The organism is Denitratisoma sp. agr-D3 (genome assembly GCF_054658675.1).
Map to the genome: position 1 here is coordinate 120,033 of NZ_BAAGIA010000004.1, position 20,803 is coordinate 140,835.

Sequence of the window (20,803 nt, forward strand, 5' to 3'; positions counted from 1 at the left end):
GCGTTAATTGAATGCGTGATCATACCCTCAAGCAAACGGAGGACGTATGACCAGAGGCAGACCATCATTCAAGCTCGACAAACAGCGCTTACGCAGCCAGCGGAAGGAAAAGGGGCTATCGCTCGTCGAGCTTTCCAACGCCATTACCGCCAATTATCCGAACTGGGGCCGAGGAAGTTCCGAAGCAACGCGAACAGCCAACTATCAGCGTATTGAGCGGACAGGGAGTACGAGTCGGAAAACTGCCGAAGCCATCGCCAAAGCACTCGGTGTTTCGCTCGCATTTCTCGAAGGCAATGAGATTCCTGACTCTGCCGACTACCTGAAGCAAATCGCCAAATTGATCGGCGAGCAGATTGCCAACGGAGACAACCAGGCGCTGCTATCCGCCCTATCCAATTTGAATGCCCCATGTAAAGACGAAGGGATTGAATGGCTTGCAGAAGATATCAGCGAGCGCATCGAATCTGTTCAGCTTGGACGCAATCCGGCAGAAATTGCTGATCTCATCGCTTATACCGGATTAAGCGAATCCGAACTGCTAACACCTGCAAACCTGAAGGGGCACTGGTTTATCACGATGACCTCACGCGTATGTAATCGCTCCGACATCCTTCATGGTGCAGGGCAAATCTTGTGGCACATCAAAGAACAGGTCGAGAAATATTTCAACGAAACCGAAACTGACGGCACGATCCGAATGTGGCGCGATGGCTACTGGTATCGCATTGAAATATCCCGCCCATCGCTCCGCGACCTGATGCGCATCGATTTTGTGCGTTGCCAACCTGATCCGAACGGTCTTCGCTGGGTAGCTCAGTCTTGGCGGGACGAATACCTAATTGCCGATCCGCTTAGCGATTGGGCGCGCAGCACATACAACTTCGTTTCAATCTTTGAGGCCCCGACATCACCGCAGAAGATAGAGCAGCTACGTCTGATAGTTACCGAACATGAAGGTAGCTATGCTCAAGCAATCGGAACCGAACTCGTCACTGGCCGCCTAGACGAAATGCATATTCGCACCAAGGAAGGCTTCGCTCGTGAAAGCAGTAGCCATTGCCTGATAGTCAGCTGGCTGCTGGCAGACCTTCGAGAGCGACTGGAGCCAAAGCTCGCTTCTTACCCACTTCAGTATTGGCGTGTTGCAGGAGATCACTGTATTGACCTTCATCTAGACCCACCTTATTCCGACCGCCTAACTCCTCGTGGAATTCGTTATCGGATTCGCTTGGTGGAAGAACTCGCCTGCGGGGAACTGGTGACAGCGCCATGGCGCCATTCGGATATTCAGCTAGCCATAGAAAAAATTCAATCGTGGCTAGCCCCTGAAACCAGTTAGCCACCACTCACCTATTCCAGCATCAAACCGATTGTGCCCGGAAGGACTCGGACGAGCACATTCCTTCATCATCCCGAGCCAAACTTTAGGAGAACCATTATGACATTCCATCTCGACAACGCACCAAGTCAAACCGGCAAACCCTCTGGTGGTGGCCGAGGTAACAACCCGCCGCGCAAATAGCGGAACAAGAATCAAGGGGAGGGGGACCTCCCCGATTAATAGCCCAGAAACAACTAAACACTTCACTGCCTGATGAACTTCCGCTTTAGGGCGATATCAGTCTTCGAGTCTTTAGGACTTACTGTCCGCTACTGGCCGATACCTGCCCAACTGGTATAGCGCTAATCTAGGTGTGTCTTCTTAGCTGTCTCATCCTCTGAGCCTCATCCCTGCCAACATGCCTCCATCCCGGAAACGGAAACCCTGTCCCGATTGGAGCCGCCATGTCCCAGCTTGTTGCTCGCCTTGCCCAGCCCTTTGCCCTGTCCGCCCATGAAGCAGCCCCCGCCGAGGCCGAATGGCCGGCTTTTGACGTGGATACCGCCGTCTTTTGTCTGGTGACCGTGGTGTGCACCGTGGTGCTGCTGGCCCTGTAAAACCCCGGTGAATCGGGGGCAGGGAGGGGCGCGGGGCCGGTAAAATGGCCCCATGTTGATTGACCATTCCCCCAAGGCCCCGTTGTGAGCGGCGATTTGAAGGACCTGCGCCGCCTGTTGGGCCAGCAAAACCAGGACGCCGCCCCACGCGGCAAGCACACCGGAAACGACCGTTCGCCCCGCCCAGGCCGGGCTGAGGAGGGGGCTTCCGCCGGTCGGCGCCAAGGGCGCGGCCCAGGCAAGAGCGGCCCGGCCTTGAGCCCCGAGGAGCGCGCCGCCCAGCGAGAAGCCCGGCTACAGGCTCGCCTCGCCGCCCGGCCCACCATCGAGTACGACGACGCCCTGCCGGTGAACGCCCGGCGGGACGAGATTGCCCAGGCCATCAGTGAGTACCAAGTGGTAGTGATCTGCGGCGAAACCGGTTCGGGCAAGACCACCCAGTTGCCCAAGATTTGTCTGGAGCTGGGCCGGGGCTGCGCCGGGCTCATCGGCCACACCCAGCCGCGGAGAATTGCCGCCCGGGCCACCGCCACCCGCATTGCCCAGGAACTGAAAAGCGAGCTGGGCAAGTACGTGGGCTTCAAGATCCGCTTCACCGATCAGGCCAGCAGCGACACTTACATCAAGCTGATGACCGACGGCATTCTGCTGGCGGAAACCCAGGGTGACCCGCTGCTGCGCCAGTACGACACCATCATCATCGACGAGGCCCACGAGCGCAGCCTGAACATCGACTTTTTGCTGGGCTATTTGCGCCAGTTGCTGCCCAAGCGGCCCGACCTCAAGGTGATCGTCACTTCCGCCACCCTGGACGCGGAGCGCTTTGCCAAGCACTTTGCCTTGAACGGCAAGGATGCGCCGGTGATCGAGGTGTCTGGCCGTCTCTACCCCATCGAGATGCGCTACCGGCCCTTCGACGAGCGCAAAGATGTGGACGTCAACGACGCCATTGTGGAGGCCGTGAGCGAAGCCCACCGCACCGGCCCCGGCGACGTGCTGGTGTTCCTGCCCGGCGAGCGGGAGATCCGCGAAGCCGCCGAAGCCCTGCGCAAGCAACATCCTCCCGGCCTGGAAGTGCTGCCCCTGTTCGCCCGCCAAACGGCCCAGGAGCAGAGCCGGGTGTTTGCGCCCCACCAGGGCCGTCGGGTGGTGCTGGCCACCAACGTTGCGGAAACGTCGCTGACGGTGCCGGGTATCCGCTACGTGATCGACACCGGCGAAGCCCGGGTCAAGCGCTACAGCCACCGCAACAAGGTGGAGCAGTTGCAGGTGGAGGCGGTGGCCCAGTCCGCCGCCAAGCAGCGGGCCGGGCGCTGCGGCCGGGTGTCTTCCGGCGTCTGCTTCCGCCTCTATGCCGAGGACGACTTCAACAAGCGTCCGGCCCACACCGATCCGGAAATCCTGCGCTCTTCCCTGGCCGGGGTGATCCTGCGCATGAAGTCCCTGGGCCTGGGCGACGTGGAGGAGTTCCCCTTCCTCGACAAGCCACTGCCGCGCATGATTGCCGATGGCTACCAACTGCTCAATGAGTTGGGTGCGGTGGATGACGACAAGCAGCTCACCGCCGTGGGCAAGGAACTGGCCAAGCTGCCTTTGGACCCGAAGATCGGTCGCATGATCTTGGCCGCCAAGGAGCAGGGTTGCCTCAAGGAAATGCTGGTGATCGCCTCGGCCCTGTCGGCGCAGGACCCCCGCGAGCGGCCCCAGGAGCAGGCGGGCAGCGCCGACCAGGCCCACGCCAAGTGGAAGGACGAAAAGTCCGAATTCCTCACCTGGCTTAAGCTGTGGACCGCCGCCGATGAAATGTGGAAGCACGAGACCAGCAGCAAGCAGCGCCAGTGGTGTCGGCAGAACTTCATCAGTTGGATCCGGCTGCGGGAATGGCGTGACATCCACGGCCAGTTGATGACCCTGTGCCATGAACACGGCTGGAAGGAAAACCAACTGCCGGCCTCCTACGAGTCCCTGCACAAGGCGCTGCTGACCGGGTTGCTCGGTCACATCGGCCTCAAGAGCGAGGAAGAGGCCCACTACCTGGGGGCGCGGGGCATCAAGTTCTTCATCCATCCCGGTTCCCACTTGGCGAAGAAGGCGGGGCGCTGGATCGTGGCGGCGGAACTGGTGGAAACCTCGCGCCTGTTCGCCCGCTGCGTGGCCCGCATCGAGCCCGAGTGGCTGGAGCAGGTGGGGGAGCATCTGCTACGCAAGCACGTGTTCGATCCCCATTGGGAAAAGGGCCCCGGCCAGGTGGTGGCCTGGGAGCGGGTGACCCTCCACGGCCTGCTGATCCATGCCCGCCGCCGCATCCATTACGGCCCCATCGACGCCAAGCTGTCGCGGGAAATCCTGATCCGCGAGGCCCTGGTGCGGGCCGAGGTGAACGAGGACTGGCTGAAGAAATGGCGCTTCCTCCAGCACAACCTGAAGTTGATGCGGGAGATCGAGCATCTGGAACACAAGTCGCGCCGGCCCGATGTGCTGGTGGACGAAGAACTGATCCACGCCTTTTTCGACTCCAAGGTGCCGGACGACATCACCACCCTGGCCGCTTTCGACCACTGGCGGCGGGAGGCCGAGCAGGAAAACCCCAAGCTGCTGTTCCTGCAAAAGGAACAACTGATGCGCCACGAGGCGGAAGGCATCACCACCGATGCCTTCCCCGCCCATTGGGAACAGCGTGGCCAGCAGTTCAAGCTGGCCTACAAGCACGACCCCGGCGCGGCGGACGACGGCGTGACCCTCTCGTTGCCGCTGCCGGCCCTGAACCAGATCAACGCCGTGCGCTGCGAATGGCTGGTGCCGGGCCTGCTCAAGGAAAAAGTGGTGGCCCTGCTCAAGACCTTGCAGCAGAAGTACCGCCACCGCTTGCAGCCCCTGGATGCCTTTGCTGAACAATTCTGCGAGAGCAATCCGGAAACCGACGAGCCCCTGGTGAAGTCCCTCAACCGGGCGGTGGAAGAGGCCCTGGCGATGAAGCTGCCCCTGGATGCCTTCCGTCCCGGCGAGTTGCGTCCCCACCTGTTGATGAACTTCCGCCTGCTCGATGAACATGGCGGCACCCTGGGCTTTTCCCGTTCCTTGCCGGAACTGCGCGCCCAATACGGCGACCGGGTGACCCAGACCTTTGCCCAGGCCGAAGTGAAGGCCAGCAGCGAGGGCGGCGGGGAAGGGGAGTTGAGCGGGCTGACCGGTTGGAGCTTCGGCGCCTTGCCGGAACTGATGGAAGTGGTGGTGGGCAAGCGCACGGTGGTGGGTTTCCCCGCCCTGGTGGACGAGGGCGACACCGTGGCCCTGCGGGCCTTCGACACCGAGGAGATGGCCGCCGCCAAGCACCGGGCCGGCCTGCGTCGCCTGTTTGCCCTGGCGCTCAAGGAGCAGGTGAAGTTCATTGAGAAGAACCTGCCCCGGGAGCTGGGCCTGGCCTACATGAACCTGGGCACGGAAAAGGAACTCAAGGAGCAGGTCAGCGCCGTGACCCTGGACCGCACCTGCATGATGGAACCGCTGCCGGCCAGCCAGGCGGACTTCGAGGCGCGGGCTGCCGCCGCCAAGGGCCGCATCACCCTGGTGGCCCAGGAAGTGGGGCGCTTGGTGGGGGCGATCCTGACCGAGTACGGCACGTTGCAAAAGAAACTGGCCGGGGCGCAGAAGGCCTTCCCGGCGGTCTGCACCGACATCGGCGCCCAGGTGACGGCGTTGATCGGCAAGCACTTCATCACGGCCGTCAGCTATGAGCGCCTCAGCCACTATCCGCGCTATCTCAAGGCCGCCGCCCTGCGCCTGGACAAGGCCCGCAACGACGCCGAGCGGGACGCGCGGTCGATGGCGGATTGGCAGGCCCTGTCCAAGCCCTTCGAGCGGGAACGCCTGGCCCAGCTCAAGAACGGCGTGAACGATCCTTTCATGGAAGAATTCCGCTGGTTGCTGGAGGAACTGCGGGTCGCGCTGTTCGCCCAGGAGTTGAAAACGCCTTCGCCGGTGTCGGTGAAGCGCTTGCAGAAGATGTGGGACGGTAGGCCAAGGTGAGGATTGATGGCTGCATGGCGTCATTCCCGCCCTTCGCCACACTCAGGACAGGCCGGGCTTTGCCCGAGCGGGAATCCCGTGTCTTGGGGCATTTCTGCTAGAAAGTCGCTGGGTCCCCGCTTTCGCGGGGACGACGTGCAGCGCCAACAAATGCGAGCGGCAGCGGACGAACGCTTTTGCTGAATTAGAGAGGAATTGTTATGGGCTTTGGTGCCATCATCATCGGTGACGAGATTATTCGCGGCAAGCGCCAGGACAAGCATTTTTCCACCCTGGTGGAGATGCTGAAAAAACGTGGCTTGGTGCTGGACTGGTCGCTTTACATGGCCGACAACCGGCAACGTCTGACCGATACCCTGCGCCGCAGCTTCGCCACCGACGACGTGGTGTTCAGCTTCGGCGGCATCGGCGCCACGCCGGACGACCACACCCGTCAGGCGGCCGCCGCTGCTGCGGGCGTGGAGCTGGCCCTGCATCCCGAGGCGGAGGTGGAAATCCGTGCCCGCTTCGCCGATCTGCAACAGGAGGTGACGCCCCAGCGCCTGCAATTGGGCTTCTTTCCGGTGGGCAGCCGCATCATTCCCAATCCCTTCAACCGCATGCCGGGCTTTTCCTGGGGGCATCACCACTTCGTGCCGGGTTTTCCGCAAATGGCCTGGCCCATGGTGGAATGGGTGCTGGACACCCACTACGCCGACCGTTTTCATCTGGTGGATGAAACCGAGGAGGCGATCCTAGTGTGGGAGGGCATGGAGGGCATCATGATTCCCCTGATGCAGCGCATCGAGGCGGAGTTTCCCGGCACCACGGTGTTCAGCCTGCCCAACCTGGGGGATGCGACCACCCGGCGTCATGTGGAATTGGGCGCGCGGGGCCGGCCGGCGGATGTGAAGGCGGCGCTGGAGATCATGCGGCGGGAAGTGCCGGCCCTGGGTTTCAGCTTTAGCGACAAGGTGTGACGGAGATTTCCATGGAGCGCGACCTCGATAGCCTGTTCAACGCCCTGCGCGGGGACCTGGATCATCCCGACTTCTGGTGGCAGGGTTTGTTGCTGCTGGCCTGCCTGGCGGTGGCCTGGCTGGTGGCGCGGAGCTTTCGCCAATACGCGGCGGCGACCCCCAGCGAGCGTCACCACGTGGGCCAGAGCGGCCTGAAGCGCCTGGTGTTCCCGCTGACGGCGATGCTGCTGGTGTTCGTCGGCCGGGCGGTGTTGAAGCAATGGCATCCGGTCAATCTGCTGTCCGTGGCCTTGCCCCTGCTGGGCTCCCTGGCGGTGATCCGTGCGGTGTTCTACGCCCTGCGGGTGTCCTTCCGCAGTTCGCCCTGGCTGGTGGGCTTTGAGCGCATCTTTTCCACCCTGGTGTGGCTGGTCGTGGCCTTGCACATCCTCGGCCTGCTGACGCCGGTGGTGGACATGCTGGAGGACATCCGCTTTACCGTGGGCAAGCAGCATCTCAACTTGTGGTTGCTGGGCCAGGGCCTGGTGACCGTGGTGATGAGCCTGCTGTTCGCGCTGTGGATCGGCGGCCTGGTGGAGGACCGCCTGGCGCGCACTGCGGGGCTGGACGGCAATCTGCAATTGGTGCTGTCGCGGCTGGTGAAGTCGATCCTGATCTTGGTGGCGGTGCTCATCAGCCTGCCCCTGGTGGGCATCGATCTGACCACGCTGTCGGTGTTCGGCGGCGCGCTGGGGGTCGGTCTGGGCTTTGGCCTGCAAAAAGTGGCCAGCAACTACGTTTCCGGTTTCATCATCCTGCTCGACCGTTCCATCCGCATCGGCAACGTGATCGCCGTGGGCACCGACCGGGGCGAGGTGACCCGCATCACCACGCGCTATACGGTGCTGCGGGCCCAGAACGGCGTCGAGGCCATCGTGCCCAATGAAGTGCTGATGGGGTCGGTGGTGCTGAACGAATCCCTAACGGATCGGCGGGTGCGGGTGGCCTTGCCGGTGCAGGTGGCCTACGCCACCGACCTGGAACAGGCCATGGCGCTGATGGTGGCTGCCGCCGCTGCCCAGGAGCGGGTCTTGACCGATCCGCCGCCGACGGCGGTGGTGCTGGGCTTCGCAGATTCCGGCATCAATCTGGAGGTCGGCTTCTGGATCGCCGATCCCGAAAAGGGCAGCGGCATCCTCAAGTCCGAGGTCAATCTGGCCATCTGGCGCAGCTTCAACCACGCCGGCATCGAGTTTCCCTTCCCGCAGCGGGAGGTGCGCCTGCTGTCGAATCCGAATCCCTGAGCCGTACCGTTCCGGCGGGAGAGGGGCTTGGGCCGGTCGGTGTTGCGATGCAAGCCGCTAACAGAGCCGGGAAGTGCCAATATAAAAAGTGTTGCCTATTTGACTGGCAACACTGCACATGAAGCGTGCGGCCCCTCACCCTGTCCCTCTCCCGCGAGGGGAGAGGGAACCTGCTGCAAATATGGTTGCAAGAACTCTCCCGCACCCCTGGTGGGAGAGGACCGGGGCAAGGGAGAATGCCGGACGGAAAACGACGACAAGCTAAATACCCATAAAAAAACCCGCCGGAGCGGGTTTTTTTATGGGGAAGCGCCGAATTACTTCAGCTTCACTTCCTTGTACAGAACATGCTTGCGAGCCTTGGGGTCGAATTTCATGAATTCGAGCTTTTCGGGCGTGGTGCGCTTGTTCTTGTTGGTGGTGTAAAAGTGGCCGGTTCCAGCAGTGGATTCCAGCTTGATCTTTTCGCGGCCGCCTTTAGCCATGATCTATCTCCGGTAGTTAAAACGCTTCGCCGCGTTCACGCAGCTCGGCGAGGACGACTTCGATGCCCTTCTTGTCGATGGTGCGCAGGCCGGCGTTGGAAACGCGCAGGCGCACGAAACGGTTTTCAGATTCCACCCAGAAGCGGCGGCTCTGAAGATTGGGCAGGAAGCGGCGCTTGGTCTTGTTGTTGGCGTGGGAAACGTTGTTCCCTACCATCGGGGCCTTCCCCGTTACTTGGCACACGCGGGACATTTGGGTTGCTCCAGTTCGTCGGTAACAGCAAAGCGCAGCATTCTATTTGAAAAAACCATAGGACTCAAGTCCTTCTGTAATTTGTTTCGACGCGGAATTGGCCGGCCTTTTGCCGCCTGTTCGGGCCAATGGCGGGGCGTAGCCGGCGCCTTACCGCCGTGCTTGGCGTCCATGTCGGCACTTACCTTATTGTTATAAAAGCCCTTTTTCTGCCAGGGAAAGGGGTGGGGCGTTACCGGCCACGATGAAATGGTCCACCAGCTTGACCTCCACCAGGGCCAGGACTTCCTTCAGATTGCGGGTGAGCAGGGTGTCGGCCTGGGAGGGTTCGGCGACGCCGGAGGGGTGGTTGTGTACCAGGATCGCCGCCGCCGCGTTGCGCAGCAGGGCCTGCTTGGCCACTTCGCGCGGGTAAACGCTGGTCTGGCTGAGGCTGCCGCGGAACAGTTCGTCGTACTCGATCAGGCGGTTCTGGCTGTCCAGCCAGAGGATGCCGAACACCTCGTGGGGCAGGGCGGCCAGGCGCAGGCGCAACCAATCGCGGACGGCGGTCGGGCTGCCCAGCAGGTCCTGGTGGTGCAGGCTTTCCTTGAGGGCGCGCCGGGCCAATTCGAAGACCGCCGCCAACTGGCTGGCCTTGGCGGGGCCCAGGCCCGGCAGGGCCGCCAGCTTGGGCGCGGCGGTCCGGGCCAGGACCGATAGCCGCCCCTCGCAGCGGGACAATAGGTCCCGCGCCAGGTCCACCGCGCTTTTGCCGGGCATGCCCACCCGCAGGAAGATGGCGAGCAATTCCGCGTCGGAAAGGGCTTCCGCGCCCTGGGCCAACAGCCGCTCCCGAGGCCGCTCCGCGGCGGGCCAGTCGCTGATTGCCATGTAGAATTCCCCTCTCGGTTTTTACGGAATTCTAATGTCATGACAATGCTTTCCGGCAAGCGCATCGTGCTCGGCGTCACCGGCGGCGTGGCGGCCTACAAGTCGGCGGAACTGACCCGTCTGCTGGTGAAGGCCGGCGCCACGGTGGATGTGGTGTTGAGCGAGGCCGGAGCCCGTTTCGTCGGCGCCCAGACCTTCCAGGCCCTGTCGGGCCGGCCGGTGTGGCAGAGCCTGTGGGACGAACGGATGGGCAATGCCATGGCCCACATCGATTTGAGCCGGGGCGCCGATGCCCTGGTGGTGGCTCCCGCCACGGCGGATTTTCTGGCCAAGCTGGCCCAGGGACGGGCCGACGACCTGCTGTCCACCCTTTGTCTGGCCCGGGATTGCCCCTTGCTGGCCGCTCCCGCCATGAACCGGCAGATGTGGTCCAACCCGGCCACCCAGCGCAACGTGGCCCAGTTGCGGGCCGATGGCGTTGCCCTGTTGGGGCCAGCCAGCGGCGAACAGGCCTGCGGCGAAGTGGGCGAGGGCCGCATGCTGGAAGCGGTGGAAATTTTCGACGCCCTGGGTGCCGCCTTGGCCGCCAAGCCTCTGGCGGGGCGCAAGGTGCTGCTGACGGCCGGGCCAACCCAGGAGGCCGTCGATCCCGTGCGGGTGTTGACCAATCTGAGTTCCGGCAAGATGGGCTTTGCCCTGGCCCGGGCCTGCGCCGAGGCGGGCGCCGAGGTGACCCTGGTGGCCGGCCCGACGGAATTGCCTACGCCGCCGGGGGTGCGTCGCATCGACGTGCGCAGTGCCCTGGACATGCGCCAGGCGGTGCTGGAAAACCTGCTGCAACAACAGGTGTTCATCGCCGTGGCGGCGGTGGCCGATTACCGGCCCGTCGCTCCGTCGGAGCACAAGATCAAGAAGTCCGGCGCAGCCCTGACCCTGGAACTGACGCCCAATCCCGACATCCTGGCGGAAGTGGCGGCATTGCCGAACCCGCCGTACTGCGTGGGTTTCGCCGCCGAGAGCCGCGACCTGGAAACCTATGCCCAAGGCAAGCGTGTGGCCAAGAAGCTGCCCCTGGTGGTGGGCAACCTGGTGCAGGATGGCCTGGGCGGCGACCACAATGTCGTGACCCTGTTCGATGCCGCCGGCGCCCATCCCCTGCCGGCCGGCGACAAGCTGACGGTGGCGCGGGCCATCGCGCAGCAACTGGCCGAGCGCCTTCCCCCTGTTTTTGCCCACTGAGGATCCCCATGAGCACCGTCGACGTCAAAATTCTGGATGAACGCATCAAGGAACTGCCCCCGGCCTACGCCACGCCCGGTTCGGCGGGCATGGACCTGCGGGCCTGCATCGACGTTCCCCTCAAGGTACATCCCGGCGAGACCCACCTGGTGCCCTCCGGCATCGCCATCCACATTGCCGACCCCGGCCTGGCGGCCATGGTGCTGCCTCGTTCCGGCCTGGGCCACAAGCATGGCATCGTGCTCGGCAACCTGGTTGGCCTGATCGATTCCGACTACCAGGGGGAAATCTTCGTCTCCCTGTGGAACCGGGGCAAGGAAACCTTCACCCTCAATCCCCTGGACCGCCTGGCGCAATTGGTGGTGGTGCCCGTGGTGCAGGTCAAGTTCAACGTGGTCAAGGAATTCGGCGACAGCCATCGCGGCGAGGCGGGTTTCGGCAGCACCGGCCACGCTTGAGGCCAGGCGGCCGCGACAACGCGGCCCGGCAAAGCAAAAGGCCCCGGTTCGTTGGAACCGGGGCCTTTTCATTTGGTGGGTGGTACAGGGATTGAACCTGTGACCCCTGCCGTGTGAAGGCAGTGCTCTACCGCTGAGCTAACCACCCGTTTGCGGAAGGCGCGCATTAAATCACAAAGGGTCGGGAGGGTCAATTAAACGCGGTTAAAATTCTTTCCTTTTCGTCCTTCGATGCCCGTCGCCATGACCGTTCGCACCCGTTTCGCCCCCAGTCCCACCGGCTATCTCCACATCGGCGGCGCCCGTACCGCCCTGTTTTCCTGGGCTTACGCCCGGCGCCACGGCGGCCAGTTCATTCTGCGCATCGAGGACACGGACGTGGCCCGGTCCACCCCCGAGGCCGTGCAGGCCATTCTCGACGGCATGAAATGGCTGGGGCTGGAACACGACGAAGGCCCCTTCTATCAAATGCAGCGCATGGACCGCTACAAGGCGGTGATCGCGCAGATGCTGGCCGAGGGCAGCGCCTACTACTGCTACACCTCCCGCGAGGAACTGGACGCCCTGCGCGCCGAGCAGGAAGCCCGCAAGGAAAAACCCCGCTACGACGGCCGCTGGCGGCCTGAGCCCGACAAGACGCTGCCGGCCGTGCCGGAAGGCATCCAGCCCGTGGTGCGCTTCAAGAATCCCATCGGTGGCGTGGTCGCCTGGGATGACGCGGTGAAGGGTCGCATCGAGTTTGCCAACGACGAACTGGACGACCTCATCATCGCCCGGGCCGACGGCACGCCCACCTACAATTTCTGCGTGGTGGTGGATGATTGGGACATGGGCATCACCCACGTCATTCGTGGCGACGACCACGTGAACAACACGCCGCGCCAGATCAACATTCTGAAGGCGCTGAAGGCGCCGGTGCCGATCTACGGCCACCTGTCCATGATCCTCGGCGACGACGGGCAGAAACTGTCCAAGCGGCGCAACGCCGTGGCGGTGACCGACTACGACGATGCCGGCTATCTGCGCGACGCCATCATCAACTACCTGGCCCGCCTGGGCTGGAGCCACGGTGACGAGGAAATGTTCAGCCGCGAGCAGTTCGTGGAATGGTTCGACCTGGACCACATCACCGCTTCCGCCGCCCAGTTCAACACCGAGAAGCTCAACTGGCTCAACCAGCAATACCTGAAAGCCGCCGACAACGCCTATTTGGCAGGCGAAGTCAGCCGGCGCCTGGGCAAGCGTGGTGTGACGGTTGCCGCCGATGCCTACTTGGCGCAGGTGGTGGCCCTCTACAAGGACCGCGCGGTCAACCTCAACGAGCTGGCCGATGCCGTGGAGCCGGTGCTGGTGGAACTGCATCCCAGCGAAGAAATGAAAGCCACCCATTTCACCGAGGCCGGCCTCAATGCCCTGCGCGAGCTGCGGGCCAAACTGGCGGTCGTTGCCTGGGAAAAGGCCGCCCTGAGCCAGGCCATCAAGGAAACCTGCACGGCCTTGAGCGTGAAAATGCCCGCCGTGGCCATTCCCCTGCGGGTGGCGTTGCTCGGGTTGCCCCAGTCGCCCTCCATCGACGCCGTTCTTGAAGTGATGGGACGGGATCGGGTATTACCCCGCCTCGACCGCTTCCTGTAAGGCCGGCTACGCCGCGCCCGGCCCCAAGGGCCAGCGGCGCAGCGGGTGGTAATGGGCCCGGCCCGCTTCGGGCCGGGATTCCACCAGCAGGAACTCCCCGACCGGCCAAGTGACCTCACGGGTCAACGGCGCGGCCGTGCCCCGAGGGCAGTGGCGGAGCAGGGTGACGTGGGGCGTGAATCCTTCGCCGATCGGGAGTGACAGCCCGGCGCTACGAAGCCCGTCTTGCAGCGTGCGCGCCAGGGACAGCAGTGCCTCTGGGGTTTGGCTACAGCCGGCCCAAAGAATCTTCTTGTCTGGCCAGTAGTCCAGCTTGTCCAGGGTCAGGTCAAAACGCATCCCGTGCAGTGCATCGGCCACAGCGATCGCCCGTGCCAATGCAGCGCGATCGAGACTGCCCAGGAAGGCCAGGGTCAGGTGCAGCGTGGCTTCGGCCATCGCCTTGCCGCCCCGGTCGTTGGCCAGGTGGCGGGCTGTCTGATGGAGTTGCGCGGCATGGGCGGCCGGCGGCCAGAGGGCGAAGAAAACCCGTTGTGTAGCCGCGCCGCCGCTGGGCAGGGAACTGTCTGTCATGGGGCCGATTGTAAGGACTAGAATGGTCCGGCTCCCATAGGCAAGGGGTGTCGCCATGACCGAAACGTTGCGTCCCGCCGCGGTGGCGGGAATGTTCTATCCGGGCAATCCGGGGGAATTGGCTGGCCAAGTGGCGGCCCTGTTGGCCGACGCACCGGCCGAATCGCAGGACAAACCCAAGGTGTTGCTGGTGCCCCATGCCGGCTATGTCTATTCGGGACCGGTGGCGGCGCGGGCCTACGCTTGCCTGACCCCGTGGCGTGACAGCATCCGTCATGTGGTGTTGCTGGGGCCGGCTCATCGGCTGCCTTTCCGTGGCTTGGCCGCCAGTAGCGCGGCCTGGTTTGAAACGCCGCTGGGGCGGGTTCCCCTGGCTGAGGAGGCCTTGGCCCGCGTGCTCGCCTTGCCCGAGGTGAAGGTCAACGACGATGCCCATGCCCTGGAGCATTCCCTCGAAGTACAACTGCCCTTTTTGCAAACCGTGCTGGCGGATTTCGACTTGCTGCCCCTGGTGGTGGGGGCGGCCGATGGCGAGGCCGTGGCCCGGGTGCTGGAAACGGTGTGGGGCGACGATGACACTTTGATCGTGATCAGTTCCGATTTGTCCCACTACCATCCCTATGCCCTGGCCCGGGAACTGGATCAGGCCACGGTGGACCAGGTGCTGCACCTGGTGCCTCTGCAAAGTTACGAGCAGGCCTGTGGTGCCACGCCCATCAACGGTTTGTTGGCGGTGGCGCGCAGTCACGGTCTGTGGCCGCGCTTGCTGGATTTGCGTAACAGCGGCGACACGGCCGGGGATCGGTCGCGGGTGGTGGGATATTCCGCGTTTGCTTTTTTCGAGGGAGGCGAGACGCACCGTGACTGAGGATGTCGCCCTCGGCCAGGCCCTGCTGACTCGGGCCCGCAATGCCATTGCCCAGGAGTTGGGACTGCCCTTGCAGCCCGAGCCGGATCATCCCGCGCTGGCCGCGTCGGGGGCCACCTTCGTCACGCTGACCAGTCCCGGCCATGGCAGCGATCAATTGCGGGGATGCATCGGTACCCTCGACGCATGGCGCAGCGTGGAGGAGGACGTGCGGGCCAATGCCCGGGCGGCGGCTTTCCGCGATCCCCGCTTCATGCCCCTGCGGCGGGACGAATTTTCCCGCATCCATGTTGAAGTGTCCTTGTTGACCCCGCCCCAGCCCTTCAAATGTCGGGACGAGGATGACGCCATCCGCCAACTCCGGCCCCATGAGGATGGCGTGATCTTCCAGTACAAGGATGCGCGCAGCACTTTTCTGCCCCAGGTCTGGGAAAACCTGCCCGAGCCGAGGGATTTTCTTTACCAGCTCAAGTGCAAGGCCGGTTTGCCTGGCTATTTCTGGGCGCCGGACGTGCGGCTATACCGCTACGAGGTGCGCAAATGGAAAGAGACGACGTGACCCTGGGCGCGCCCGCCCGGTGGTGGCATGCCATCGACGGCGGCCGCATTCAGTGCGATCTGTGTCCCCGCGACTGCAAGCTCCACGAGGGTCAGCGCGGCGCCTGCTTCGTCCGCGCCATGGCCCAGGGAAAAATGGTGCTCACCACCTACGGGCGCAGTTCCGGTTTCTGTCTCGATCCGGTGGAAAAAAAGCCCCTGCATCATTTCTATCCCGGCAGCAGCATCCTTTCCTTCGGTACCGCCGGCTGCAACCTGGCCTGCAAGTTCTGCCAGAACTGGGATATTTCCAAGTCGCGGGAAATGGATACCCTGATGGATGACGCCTCGCCCGAGGCCATCGCCCAGGCCGCCCGGGATCATGGGGTGAAGAGCGTCGCCTTCACCTACAACGATCCGGTGATCTTTGCCGAATACGCCATGGATACCGCCGATGCCTGCCACGCCCTCGGCATCAAGACCGTGGCGGTCACGGCGGGCTACATGCACCTCGAACCGGCCAAGGCGTTCTACACCAAGATGGACGCGGCCAATGTGGACCTCAAGGGTTTCAGCGACGACTTCTACGTCAAACTCTGCGGCGGGCATCTGCAACCGGTGTTGGACATCCTGTCCTACATCCACCACCAGACCGAATGCTGGCTGGAGATCACCACCTTGTTGATCCCCGGCCAGAACGACGATGACGGACAACTGACGGCCATGTGTCGTTGGTTACGCCAAGCCCTGGGCCCGGATGTGCCCCTGCATTTTTCCGCCTTCCATCCCGACTGGAAAATGCTCGACATTCCCGCCACGCCGCCCCAGACCCTGCAACGCGCCCGTGCCATCGCCATGGAGGAGGGGCTGCACTACGTCTATACCGGCAACGTGCACGACCGTGTTGGCGATGCGACCTATTGTCCCGGCTGCGGCCGGGCGTTGATCAAGCGCGATTGGTACGACATTCTCGATTACCGTCTCACCGAGGACGGCCATTGCCCAGAGTGCGGCACGGCCATCGCCGGGCGCTTCGGTGATTTCGATGTCCCCTTCGGCCCACGGCGGATTCCCTTGCGACTGCACAAAGCGGCCTGATTGCAGGAGGAGGGCAGATTTAATGCCCATGAAAAAGCCGACCGTGTTGCCACGGTCGGCTTTTTTGAACTTCAGCGATCAGCGCGGAATGATCTGACCGTTGATGACCTTCACCCGGTCGCCGGGACGCCAGGCGGTTTCCCGTTCGCTGACGAAGGTTTGGCTGGTGCCGTCGTCGAAGCGTACGGTGGTGTGATAGCTGACGGTCTGGCGTTGGTTCTTTTCGATCTTGTTGCCCAGCACGGCACCGCCGATGACGCCGGCGATGGTGGCGATGTCCCGGCCGGTGCCTTGGCCGACGCCATTGCCGAGGGCGCCGCCGACGACACCGCCAGCCACGGCGCCGAGGCCGGAGCCGTCGCCTTCGCGGGTGACGGCCCGCACCGACTCGATCACGCCGCATTCACGGCAATAGGCCGGCGGGGCGTTGTAGCTGGGCTCAGGGTAGTGCACCACGGCGTCCTCGCGGCCATTGTCGTATTGGCTGTACTGGCGGCGAGCGGGGCGGCTGCTGTATTCCCGGCTGTTGTCGACGCTGCGGGGCACGGTGGCATGTTCCGTCTTCTTGACCGTAATCGCCTTGTCGGTGGCGACGGCCGGTGCGGCGGCAACGGGAGCCGCCGGTGTTTCGGCGACCGGGGCGACAGGGGCGGCGACCACGGGGGTGGGGGGCTCGGCCTCATGGCGCGGCAGCAGACCCGTGACGTAGGCAGTGCCGGCCAGGGCGAAAACGGTGACGGCGCTGGCGGCGACCCAGAGCATGGGATGCAGGCCGCCCCGTTTGGGCGCGGCGTTGGAAATTGGGGTGGGTGTGTTGTCGTCGCTCATGGCGTTCTCCTCGTTAGTGCGAATATGGGCACATTAACGCCAGCCGGTGCCGGCGGAGGACAGCGGCAACAGACCGTTACAAAGCTGGTGAAAGCATTAAAACCTTGCGCGAGTGCCTCTCGGTCTTAGCTTCCACTGTTTTTGCGTTGGCTACGCAACAGGAAACGGGACGGGTCCAGGGCATCGGCCAATTCCCGTTCCAGGGGCAGCGGATCGCCATCCAGGCGGGAGGCCAGCAATTCCGCCGCCAGCGGGGCCCAGACCATGCCCCGGCTACCGAGCCCCACCAGGCAATGGAGTCCTGGCTGGCGCGGCACTTCGGCCAGTTGGGCTTCCCGTCGCAAGGGATCGGCGAGGAAGGCTGCCGTGTCGGGCAGCGGGCCCACCAGGGGCAGACGGTCCGGGGTGGCGGTGCGAAAACCGACCCGGCCTTCCATGTCTTGCGGGTCGAAGGCCGACAGGTCGATGCCGGGCAGCAAGGCCCGGAGGTGGTCCAGGTTGGTGACGTGGCCCTCGGCGCGTGGATGTGGGTCGTCGTCGTTGAAATCGAAGGTGGCACCGAAACAATGGCGGCCGTCCAGGGCGGGCGTCAGATAGCCGTTGCCGCACAGGGCGGCCTTCAGGGCGGGAATGGCACCGCCTTGCGCCGCCGTGCTGGCGATGCTGACCTGGCCCCGCACTTTCGACAGCGGCAGTTCGGGGACGAGGGACAGGGTTTCGTGGGCGCTGGCCAAGATGACCTGGGGCGCACTGGCCAAGACTTGGCCGTTGGCAGCGAGGGCCCGCCATTCCCCATCGCGGTAGGACAGGTGGGCCACCTTGGCGTTGAAGGTCGCGGTCACGGGCCAGCGGGCGAGCAGGGCGCGGCACAGGGTGGGCGGCGACAGCCAGCCCGAACCCGGGTAATACCAGGCACCGGCAGCGACCGGCGCGCCGGCCAGGGCCGAGGCTTCGGTGGCGTCCACGTATCGGGCGTAATCGGCGGGAAAACCGAGGGCCTCGATGGTTTGTCTTTGCTGTTTTTCCTGTTCGCCATCCCGCGCCAGTTGCAGGACGCCGCTGGCACCCCAGCGCAGGCCGGGGTTTTCCGCCGCCAGGGTGGCAAACAGGCGGGCACCGTAGAGAGCGCAGGCCCGGGTGATGCGGGCCATGAAGTTGTCGTCCCGGGACAGTACCGGGTGCATCAGGCCCACCAGGTTGCCCGACGCCTCCTGGGCTGGGCCGTCACGACGTTCCAGCAGGCGCACTTGCCAGCCCCGGGCGGCCAGGCGCTCCGCCGTGGCGCAACCGGCAACCCCGGCGCCGATGACCAGCGCACGTTTGTCAGCGACGCCACTAGGGTCGGCGGCGGCAGGGCGCGGTGCCCCCGTGCCCTTGCTCCGCACGGGGGCGAATCTCCCGACCAGCATTTCACGTTTGCGGCCAAAACCGGCGCTCTTGTCCAATTGCCAACCCTGATGGCCCAGGGACTGGCGCACTTCACTGGCCACGCTCCAGGTGGCGAGGCTGGCGCCGGGGACACACAGGCGACTGACGGTACGGATCAGGCCCGGGCTCCACAGGGCGGGGTTCTTGGCCGGGGCGAAGCCGTCGAGGTAAAGGGCATCGGCTCGGGCCACCATCTTGGGCAATAGCTTGAGGGCATCCCCCAGGAACAGGGTCAGGGTGACCCGGCCAGCGTCCAACAACAAACGATGGACGCCCGGCGTGAGGGGCGGCCAGGCCGCCAGCAATTCGGCGGAGAGTGCCGCCAATTCGGGCCAGCGTTGGTGCAGTTGGGCCAGGTCGTCGCGGCGGAAGGGGTGGAGTTCCACCGAGACGAAATGCAGCCGTCCGCTGCGGGCCGGATCGCGCCGCCAGGCATCCCAGGTGGCGAGGAAATTAAGGCCGAGACCGAAGCCGGTTTCCAGCACGGTGAAGCGGTCGCGATCCTGCCAGCGTTCGGGCAGGCCATTGCCGCCGAGGAACACGTGGCGAGCCTGTTCCAGGCCGCCGTCGGTGGAGTGGTAGACGTCGTCGTAGGCGCTGGAAAGGGGCACGCCCTGGTCGTTGAAGGCCAGGGGGGCGGGGACGATGGCGTCGGGATGGGTCATGGCTGGCGCGGCATCAGGGCTTCAGAAAAGCAAAAGGCCCTGCGCGGGCAGGGCCTGGAACGTGTTGCGAGCGTTCAATCCTCGCGCCGCATCTGGGGGAACAGGATCACGTCGCGAATGGCCGGGCTGTCGGTGAGCAGCATGACCAAGCGGTCGATGCCGATGCCGCAGCCGCCGGTGGGGGGCAGGCCGAATTCCAGGGCGCGGATGTAGTCGGCGTCGTAGTACATGGCCTCCTCGTCGCCGGCGTCCTTGGCCTTGACCTGCTCCAGGAAGCGGCGGGCTTGATCCTCGGGGTCGTTCAGCTCGGAGAAGCCGTTGGCGATTTCGCGGCCGACGATGAACAGTTCGAAGCGTTCGGTGATGTCGGGACGGTCATCGGAAGCGCGGGCCAGGGGGCTGACTTCCACCGGATAGTCGATGATGAAGGTAGGTTCCCACAGCTCGGCTTCGGCCAGTTCCTCGAAGGCCAGCAGTTGCAGGGTGCCCAGGCCGGTACCGGGTTTCACGTCCACCTTCATGGCCTTGAGCTTGTCGGTGAGCCAGGCGGCGTCGCTCAATTGCTCGAAGCTGAAGCCGGGGTGGAATTTCTGGATGGCTTCCACCATGGTCAGGCGGTGGAAGGGCTTGGACAGGTCCAGCGCCTTGCCTTGGTATTGGAATACCTCGGTGCCCAGGGCTTCCCGGGCGGAGTGGCGCAGCAGGCCCTCGGTGAAATCCATGAGGGTCTGGTAGTTGGCGTAGGCCTCGTAGAACTCCATCATGGTGAATTCGGGATTGTGCCGGGGGCTCAAGCCTTCATTGCGGAAGTTGCGGTTGATTTCGAACACCTTCTCGAAACCGCCCACCACCAGGCGCTTGAGGTAAAGCTCGGGGGCAATGCGGAGGAACATTTCCAGGTCCAGGGCATTGTGGTGGGTGACGAAGGGCTTGGCCGAGGCGCCGCCGGGGATGGGGTGCATCATGGGCGTTTCCACTTCCATGAAACCGGCGTGGATCATGTAGTTGCGGATGCTGGAAACGATCTTGCTGCGGGCGACGAAGGTGAAACGCGACTCTTCGCTGGTGATGAGGTCCAAGTAGCGCTGGCGGTACTTGGTTTCCACGTCGGACAGGCCGTGGAATTTTTCCGGCAGGGGGCGGATGCACTTGGACAGCAGGCGGATGGAGACGGCGCTGACGGTCAGTTCGCCGGTCTTGGTTTTCATCATGGTGCCGACCACGCCGACGATGTCGCCCAAGTCCCATTTCTTGAACTCGGCGTAGCTTTCGTCGCCCACGCCATCCTTGCTGACGAAAATCTGGATGCGGCCGGACATGTCCTGGATGGTGGCGAAACTGGCCTTGCCCATCACGCGCTTGAGCAGGATGCGGCCCGCCACCTTGACTTCGATGGGGGTGGCTTCGAGCTCTTCCTTGGTCTTGTTCTCGTAGAGTTCGCCGAGCTTGCCCGCCAGATTTTCCCGAACGAAGTCATTGGGATAGGCCTTGCCGGCGTCACGCCAGGCTTTCAGCTTCTCGCGCCGCTCGGCGATGATGTGGTTCTCGTCCTGGGCGGGGGCGGAAGGGGCGGCGTTCTGTTCGGCTTGACTCATGGCGAAGGCGCTTTCGGGAAGTTGGTGCGGAAGTTGATGCAATTAAGCCCGCTATTGTC

The 20,803-nt window shown here is 63.9% G+C and carries 18 protein-coding genes and 1 tRNA gene; 11 read left to right on the forward strand and 8 right to left on the reverse strand.

What is annotated here, in order from left to right; all coding sequences use genetic code 11:
* The first annotated feature begins 46 nt into the window (after positions 1 to 46).
* The 5 genes from ACYQ2U_RS12410 (at position 47) to ACYQ2U_RS12430 (ending at position 8,209) form a co-directional block, all read left to right on the forward strand.
* A complete protein-coding gene (locus ACYQ2U_RS12410) occupies positions 47 to 1,342 on the forward strand; it encodes a helix-turn-helix domain-containing protein (RefSeq protein ID WP_459950693.1) in 1,296 nt (431 codons plus the stop codon).
* Positions 1,343 to 1,788: 446 nt separating this feature from the next.
* Positions 1,789 to 1,941 carry a hypothetical protein gene (locus ACYQ2U_RS12415; RefSeq protein ID WP_459950694.1) on the forward strand — a complete coding sequence of 51 codons (153 nt, stop codon included), beginning with the start codon at positions 1,789 to 1,791 and terminating at the stop codon, positions 1,939 to 1,941.
* 255 nt (positions 1,942 to 2,196) lie between these two features.
* A complete protein-coding gene (gene hrpA / locus ACYQ2U_RS12420; protein WP_459950946.1) occupies positions 2,197 to 5,967 on the forward strand; it encodes an ATP-dependent RNA helicase HrpA in 3,771 nt (1,256 codons plus the stop codon).
* A 200-nt stretch (positions 5,968 to 6,167) separates the two neighbouring features.
* Positions 6,168 to 6,926 carry a competence/damage-inducible protein A gene (locus ACYQ2U_RS12425; RefSeq protein WP_459950695.1) on the forward strand — a complete coding sequence of 253 codons (759 nt, stop codon included), beginning with the start codon at positions 6,168 to 6,170 and terminating at the stop codon, positions 6,924 to 6,926.
* 11 nt (positions 6,927 to 6,937) lie between these two features.
* A complete protein-coding gene (locus ACYQ2U_RS12430; protein WP_459950696.1) occupies positions 6,938 to 8,209 on the forward strand; it encodes a mechanosensitive ion channel family protein in 1,272 nt (423 codons plus the stop codon).
* A gap of 317 nt (positions 8,210 to 8,526) precedes the next feature.
* Here ACYQ2U_RS12430 and rpmG read toward each other — a convergent pair whose 3' ends face one another.
* From rpmG to radC, 3 genes are all read right to left on the reverse strand, one after another.
* A complete protein-coding gene (rpmG, locus tag ACYQ2U_RS12435; protein WP_459950697.1) occupies positions 8,527 to 8,694 on the reverse strand; it encodes a 50S ribosomal protein L33 in 168 nt (55 codons plus the stop codon).
* Between the two features lie 16 nt (positions 8,695 to 8,710).
* Positions 8,711 to 8,947: a 50S ribosomal protein L28 gene (rpmB, locus tag ACYQ2U_RS12440; RefSeq protein ID WP_459950698.1), complete on the reverse strand. Its 237-nt coding sequence runs from the start codon at positions 8,945 to 8,947 to the stop codon at positions 8,711 to 8,713.
* Between the two features lie 192 nt (positions 8,948 to 9,139).
* The gene (radC, locus tag ACYQ2U_RS12445) at positions 9,140 to 9,820 is read right to left on the reverse strand and encodes a RadC family protein (RefSeq protein ID WP_459950699.1); all 681 of its coding nucleotides are present in this window, start codon (positions 9,818 to 9,820) and stop codon (positions 9,140 to 9,142) included.
* Between the two features lie 39 nt (positions 9,821 to 9,859).
* On the opposite strand from radC, the gene coaBC reads away from it, so the two are divergent.
* Together coaBC and dut are read left to right on the forward strand one after the other, a co-directional pair.
* Positions 9,860 to 11,059 (forward strand): bifunctional phosphopantothenoylcysteine decarboxylase/phosphopantothenate--cysteine ligase CoaBC, encoded by a 1,200-nt coding sequence (coaBC, locus tag ACYQ2U_RS12450; protein ID WP_459950700.1) that lies wholly within the window; start codon positions 9,860 to 9,862, stop codon positions 11,057 to 11,059.
* Between the two features lie 8 nt (positions 11,060 to 11,067).
* The gene (gene dut / locus ACYQ2U_RS12455; protein ID WP_459950701.1) at positions 11,068 to 11,517 is read left to right on the forward strand and encodes a dUTP diphosphatase; all 450 of its coding nucleotides are present in this window, start codon (positions 11,068 to 11,070) and stop codon (positions 11,515 to 11,517) included.
* 73 nt (positions 11,518 to 11,590) lie between these two features.
* Here dut and ACYQ2U_RS12460 read toward each other — a convergent pair.
* Positions 11,591 to 11,665 (reverse strand) — tRNA-Val (locus ACYQ2U_RS12460).
* A 95-nt stretch (positions 11,666 to 11,760) separates the two neighbouring features.
* Here ACYQ2U_RS12460 and gltX point away from each other — a divergent pair.
* Positions 11,761 to 13,152, forward strand: a complete 1,392-nt coding sequence (gene gltX, locus ACYQ2U_RS12465; RefSeq protein ID WP_459950702.1) for a glutamate--tRNA ligase — start codon at positions 11,761 to 11,763, stop codon at positions 13,150 to 13,152.
* Between the two features lie 6 nt (positions 13,153 to 13,158).
* On the opposite strand, the gene thpR is transcribed toward gltX, so the two are convergent.
* Positions 13,159 to 13,725, reverse strand: coding sequence for an RNA 2',3'-cyclic phosphodiesterase (thpR, locus tag ACYQ2U_RS12470; RefSeq protein ID WP_459950703.1), 567 nt, complete (start codon positions 13,723 to 13,725; stop codon positions 13,159 to 13,161).
* A 55-nt stretch (positions 13,726 to 13,780) separates the two neighbouring features.
* Here thpR and amrB point away from each other — a divergent pair, with 55 nt between their 5' ends.
* The 3 genes from amrB to amrS are packed head-to-tail and all read left to right on the forward strand — an operon-like array spanning position 13,781 to position 16,228.
* On the forward strand, positions 13,781 to 14,593 hold the full coding sequence (amrB, locus tag ACYQ2U_RS12475; protein ID WP_459950704.1) for an AmmeMemoRadiSam system protein B: 813 nt from the start codon (positions 13,781 to 13,783) through the stop codon (positions 14,591 to 14,593).
* Entirely contained in the window at positions 14,586 to 15,152 is a 567-nt protein-coding gene (gene amrA, locus ACYQ2U_RS12480) for an AmmeMemoRadiSam system protein A (protein ID WP_459950705.1), read from the forward strand. The genes amrB and amrA overlap by 8 nt, the downstream gene beginning before the upstream one ends.
* Positions 15,134 to 16,228: an AmmeMemoRadiSam system radical SAM enzyme gene (gene amrS, locus ACYQ2U_RS12485; RefSeq protein ID WP_459950706.1), complete on the forward strand. Its 1,095-nt coding sequence runs from the start codon at positions 15,134 to 15,136 to the stop codon at positions 16,226 to 16,228. Before amrA ends, amrS begins: the two co-directional genes overlap by 19 nt.
* A gap of 78 nt (positions 16,229 to 16,306) precedes the next feature.
* Here the strand turns inward: amrS and ACYQ2U_RS12490 are convergent, their stop codons facing one another.
* From ACYQ2U_RS12490 to lysS, 3 genes are all read right to left on the reverse strand, one after another.
* A complete protein-coding gene (locus tag ACYQ2U_RS12490) occupies positions 16,307 to 17,056 on the reverse strand; it encodes an outer membrane lipoprotein (RefSeq protein ID WP_459950707.1) in 750 nt (249 codons plus the stop codon).
* Positions 17,057 to 17,181: 125 nt separating this feature from the next.
* The gene (gene mnmC / locus ACYQ2U_RS12495; protein WP_459950708.1) at positions 17,182 to 19,149 is read right to left on the reverse strand and encodes a bifunctional tRNA (5-methylaminomethyl-2-thiouridine)(34)-methyltransferase MnmD/FAD-dependent 5-carboxymethylaminomethyl-2-thiouridine(34) oxidoreductase MnmC; all 1,968 of its coding nucleotides are present in this window, start codon (positions 19,147 to 19,149) and stop codon (positions 17,182 to 17,184) included.
* 74 nt (positions 19,150 to 19,223) lie between these two features.
* A complete protein-coding gene (gene lysS, locus ACYQ2U_RS12500; protein ID WP_459950709.1) occupies positions 19,224 to 20,744 on the reverse strand; it encodes a lysine--tRNA ligase in 1,521 nt (506 codons plus the stop codon).
* Positions 20,745 to 20,803: the final 59 nt, after the last annotated feature.

Coding starts and splice junctions, on each gene's coding strand:
- ACYQ2U_RS12410 (WP_459950693.1), top strand. CDS start 47: ATGACCAGAGGCAGACCATCATTCAAGCTCGACAAACAGCGCTTACGC.
- ACYQ2U_RS12415 (WP_459950694.1), top strand. CDS start 1,789: ATGTCCCAGCTTGTTGCTCGCCTTGCCCAGCCCTTTGCCCTGTCCGCC.
- ACYQ2U_RS12425 (WP_459950695.1), top strand. CDS start 6,168: ATGGGCTTTGGTGCCATCATCATCGGTGACGAGATTATTCGCGGCAAG.
- ACYQ2U_RS12430 (WP_459950696.1), top strand. CDS start 6,938: ATGGAGCGCGACCTCGATAGCCTGTTCAACGCCCTGCGCGGGGACCTG.
- rpmG (WP_459950697.1), bottom strand. CDS start 8,694: ATGGCTAAAGGCGGCCGCGAAAAGATCAAGCTGGAATCCACTGCTGGA.
- rpmB (WP_459950698.1), bottom strand. CDS start 8,947: ATGTCCCGCGTGTGCCAAGTAACGGGGAAGGCCCCGATGGTAGGGAAC.
- radC (WP_459950699.1), bottom strand. CDS start 9,820: ATGGCAATCAGCGACTGGCCCGCCGCGGAGCGGCCTCGGGAGCGGCTG.
- coaBC (WP_459950700.1), top strand. CDS start 9,860: ATGACAATGCTTTCCGGCAAGCGCATCGTGCTCGGCGTCACCGGCGGC.
- dut (WP_459950701.1), top strand. CDS start 11,068: ATGAGCACCGTCGACGTCAAAATTCTGGATGAACGCATCAAGGAACTG.
- gltX (WP_459950702.1), top strand. CDS start 11,761: ATGACCGTTCGCACCCGTTTCGCCCCCAGTCCCACCGGCTATCTCCAC.
- thpR (WP_459950703.1), bottom strand. CDS start 13,725: ATGACAGACAGTTCCCTGCCCAGCGGCGGCGCGGCTACACAACGGGTT.
- amrB (WP_459950704.1), top strand. CDS start 13,781: ATGACCGAAACGTTGCGTCCCGCCGCGGTGGCGGGAATGTTCTATCCG.
- amrS (WP_459950706.1), top strand. CDS start 15,134: ATGGAAAGAGACGACGTGACCCTGGGCGCGCCCGCCCGGTGGTGGCAT.
- ACYQ2U_RS12490 (WP_459950707.1), bottom strand. CDS start 17,056: ATGAGCGACGACAACACACCCACCCCAATTTCCAACGCCGCGCCCAAA.
- mnmC (WP_459950708.1), bottom strand. CDS start 19,149: ATGACCCATCCCGACGCCATCGTCCCCGCCCCCCTGGCCTTCAACGAC.
- lysS (WP_459950709.1), bottom strand. CDS start 20,744: ATGAGTCAAGCCGAACAGAACGCCGCCCCTTCCGCCCCCGCCCAGGAC.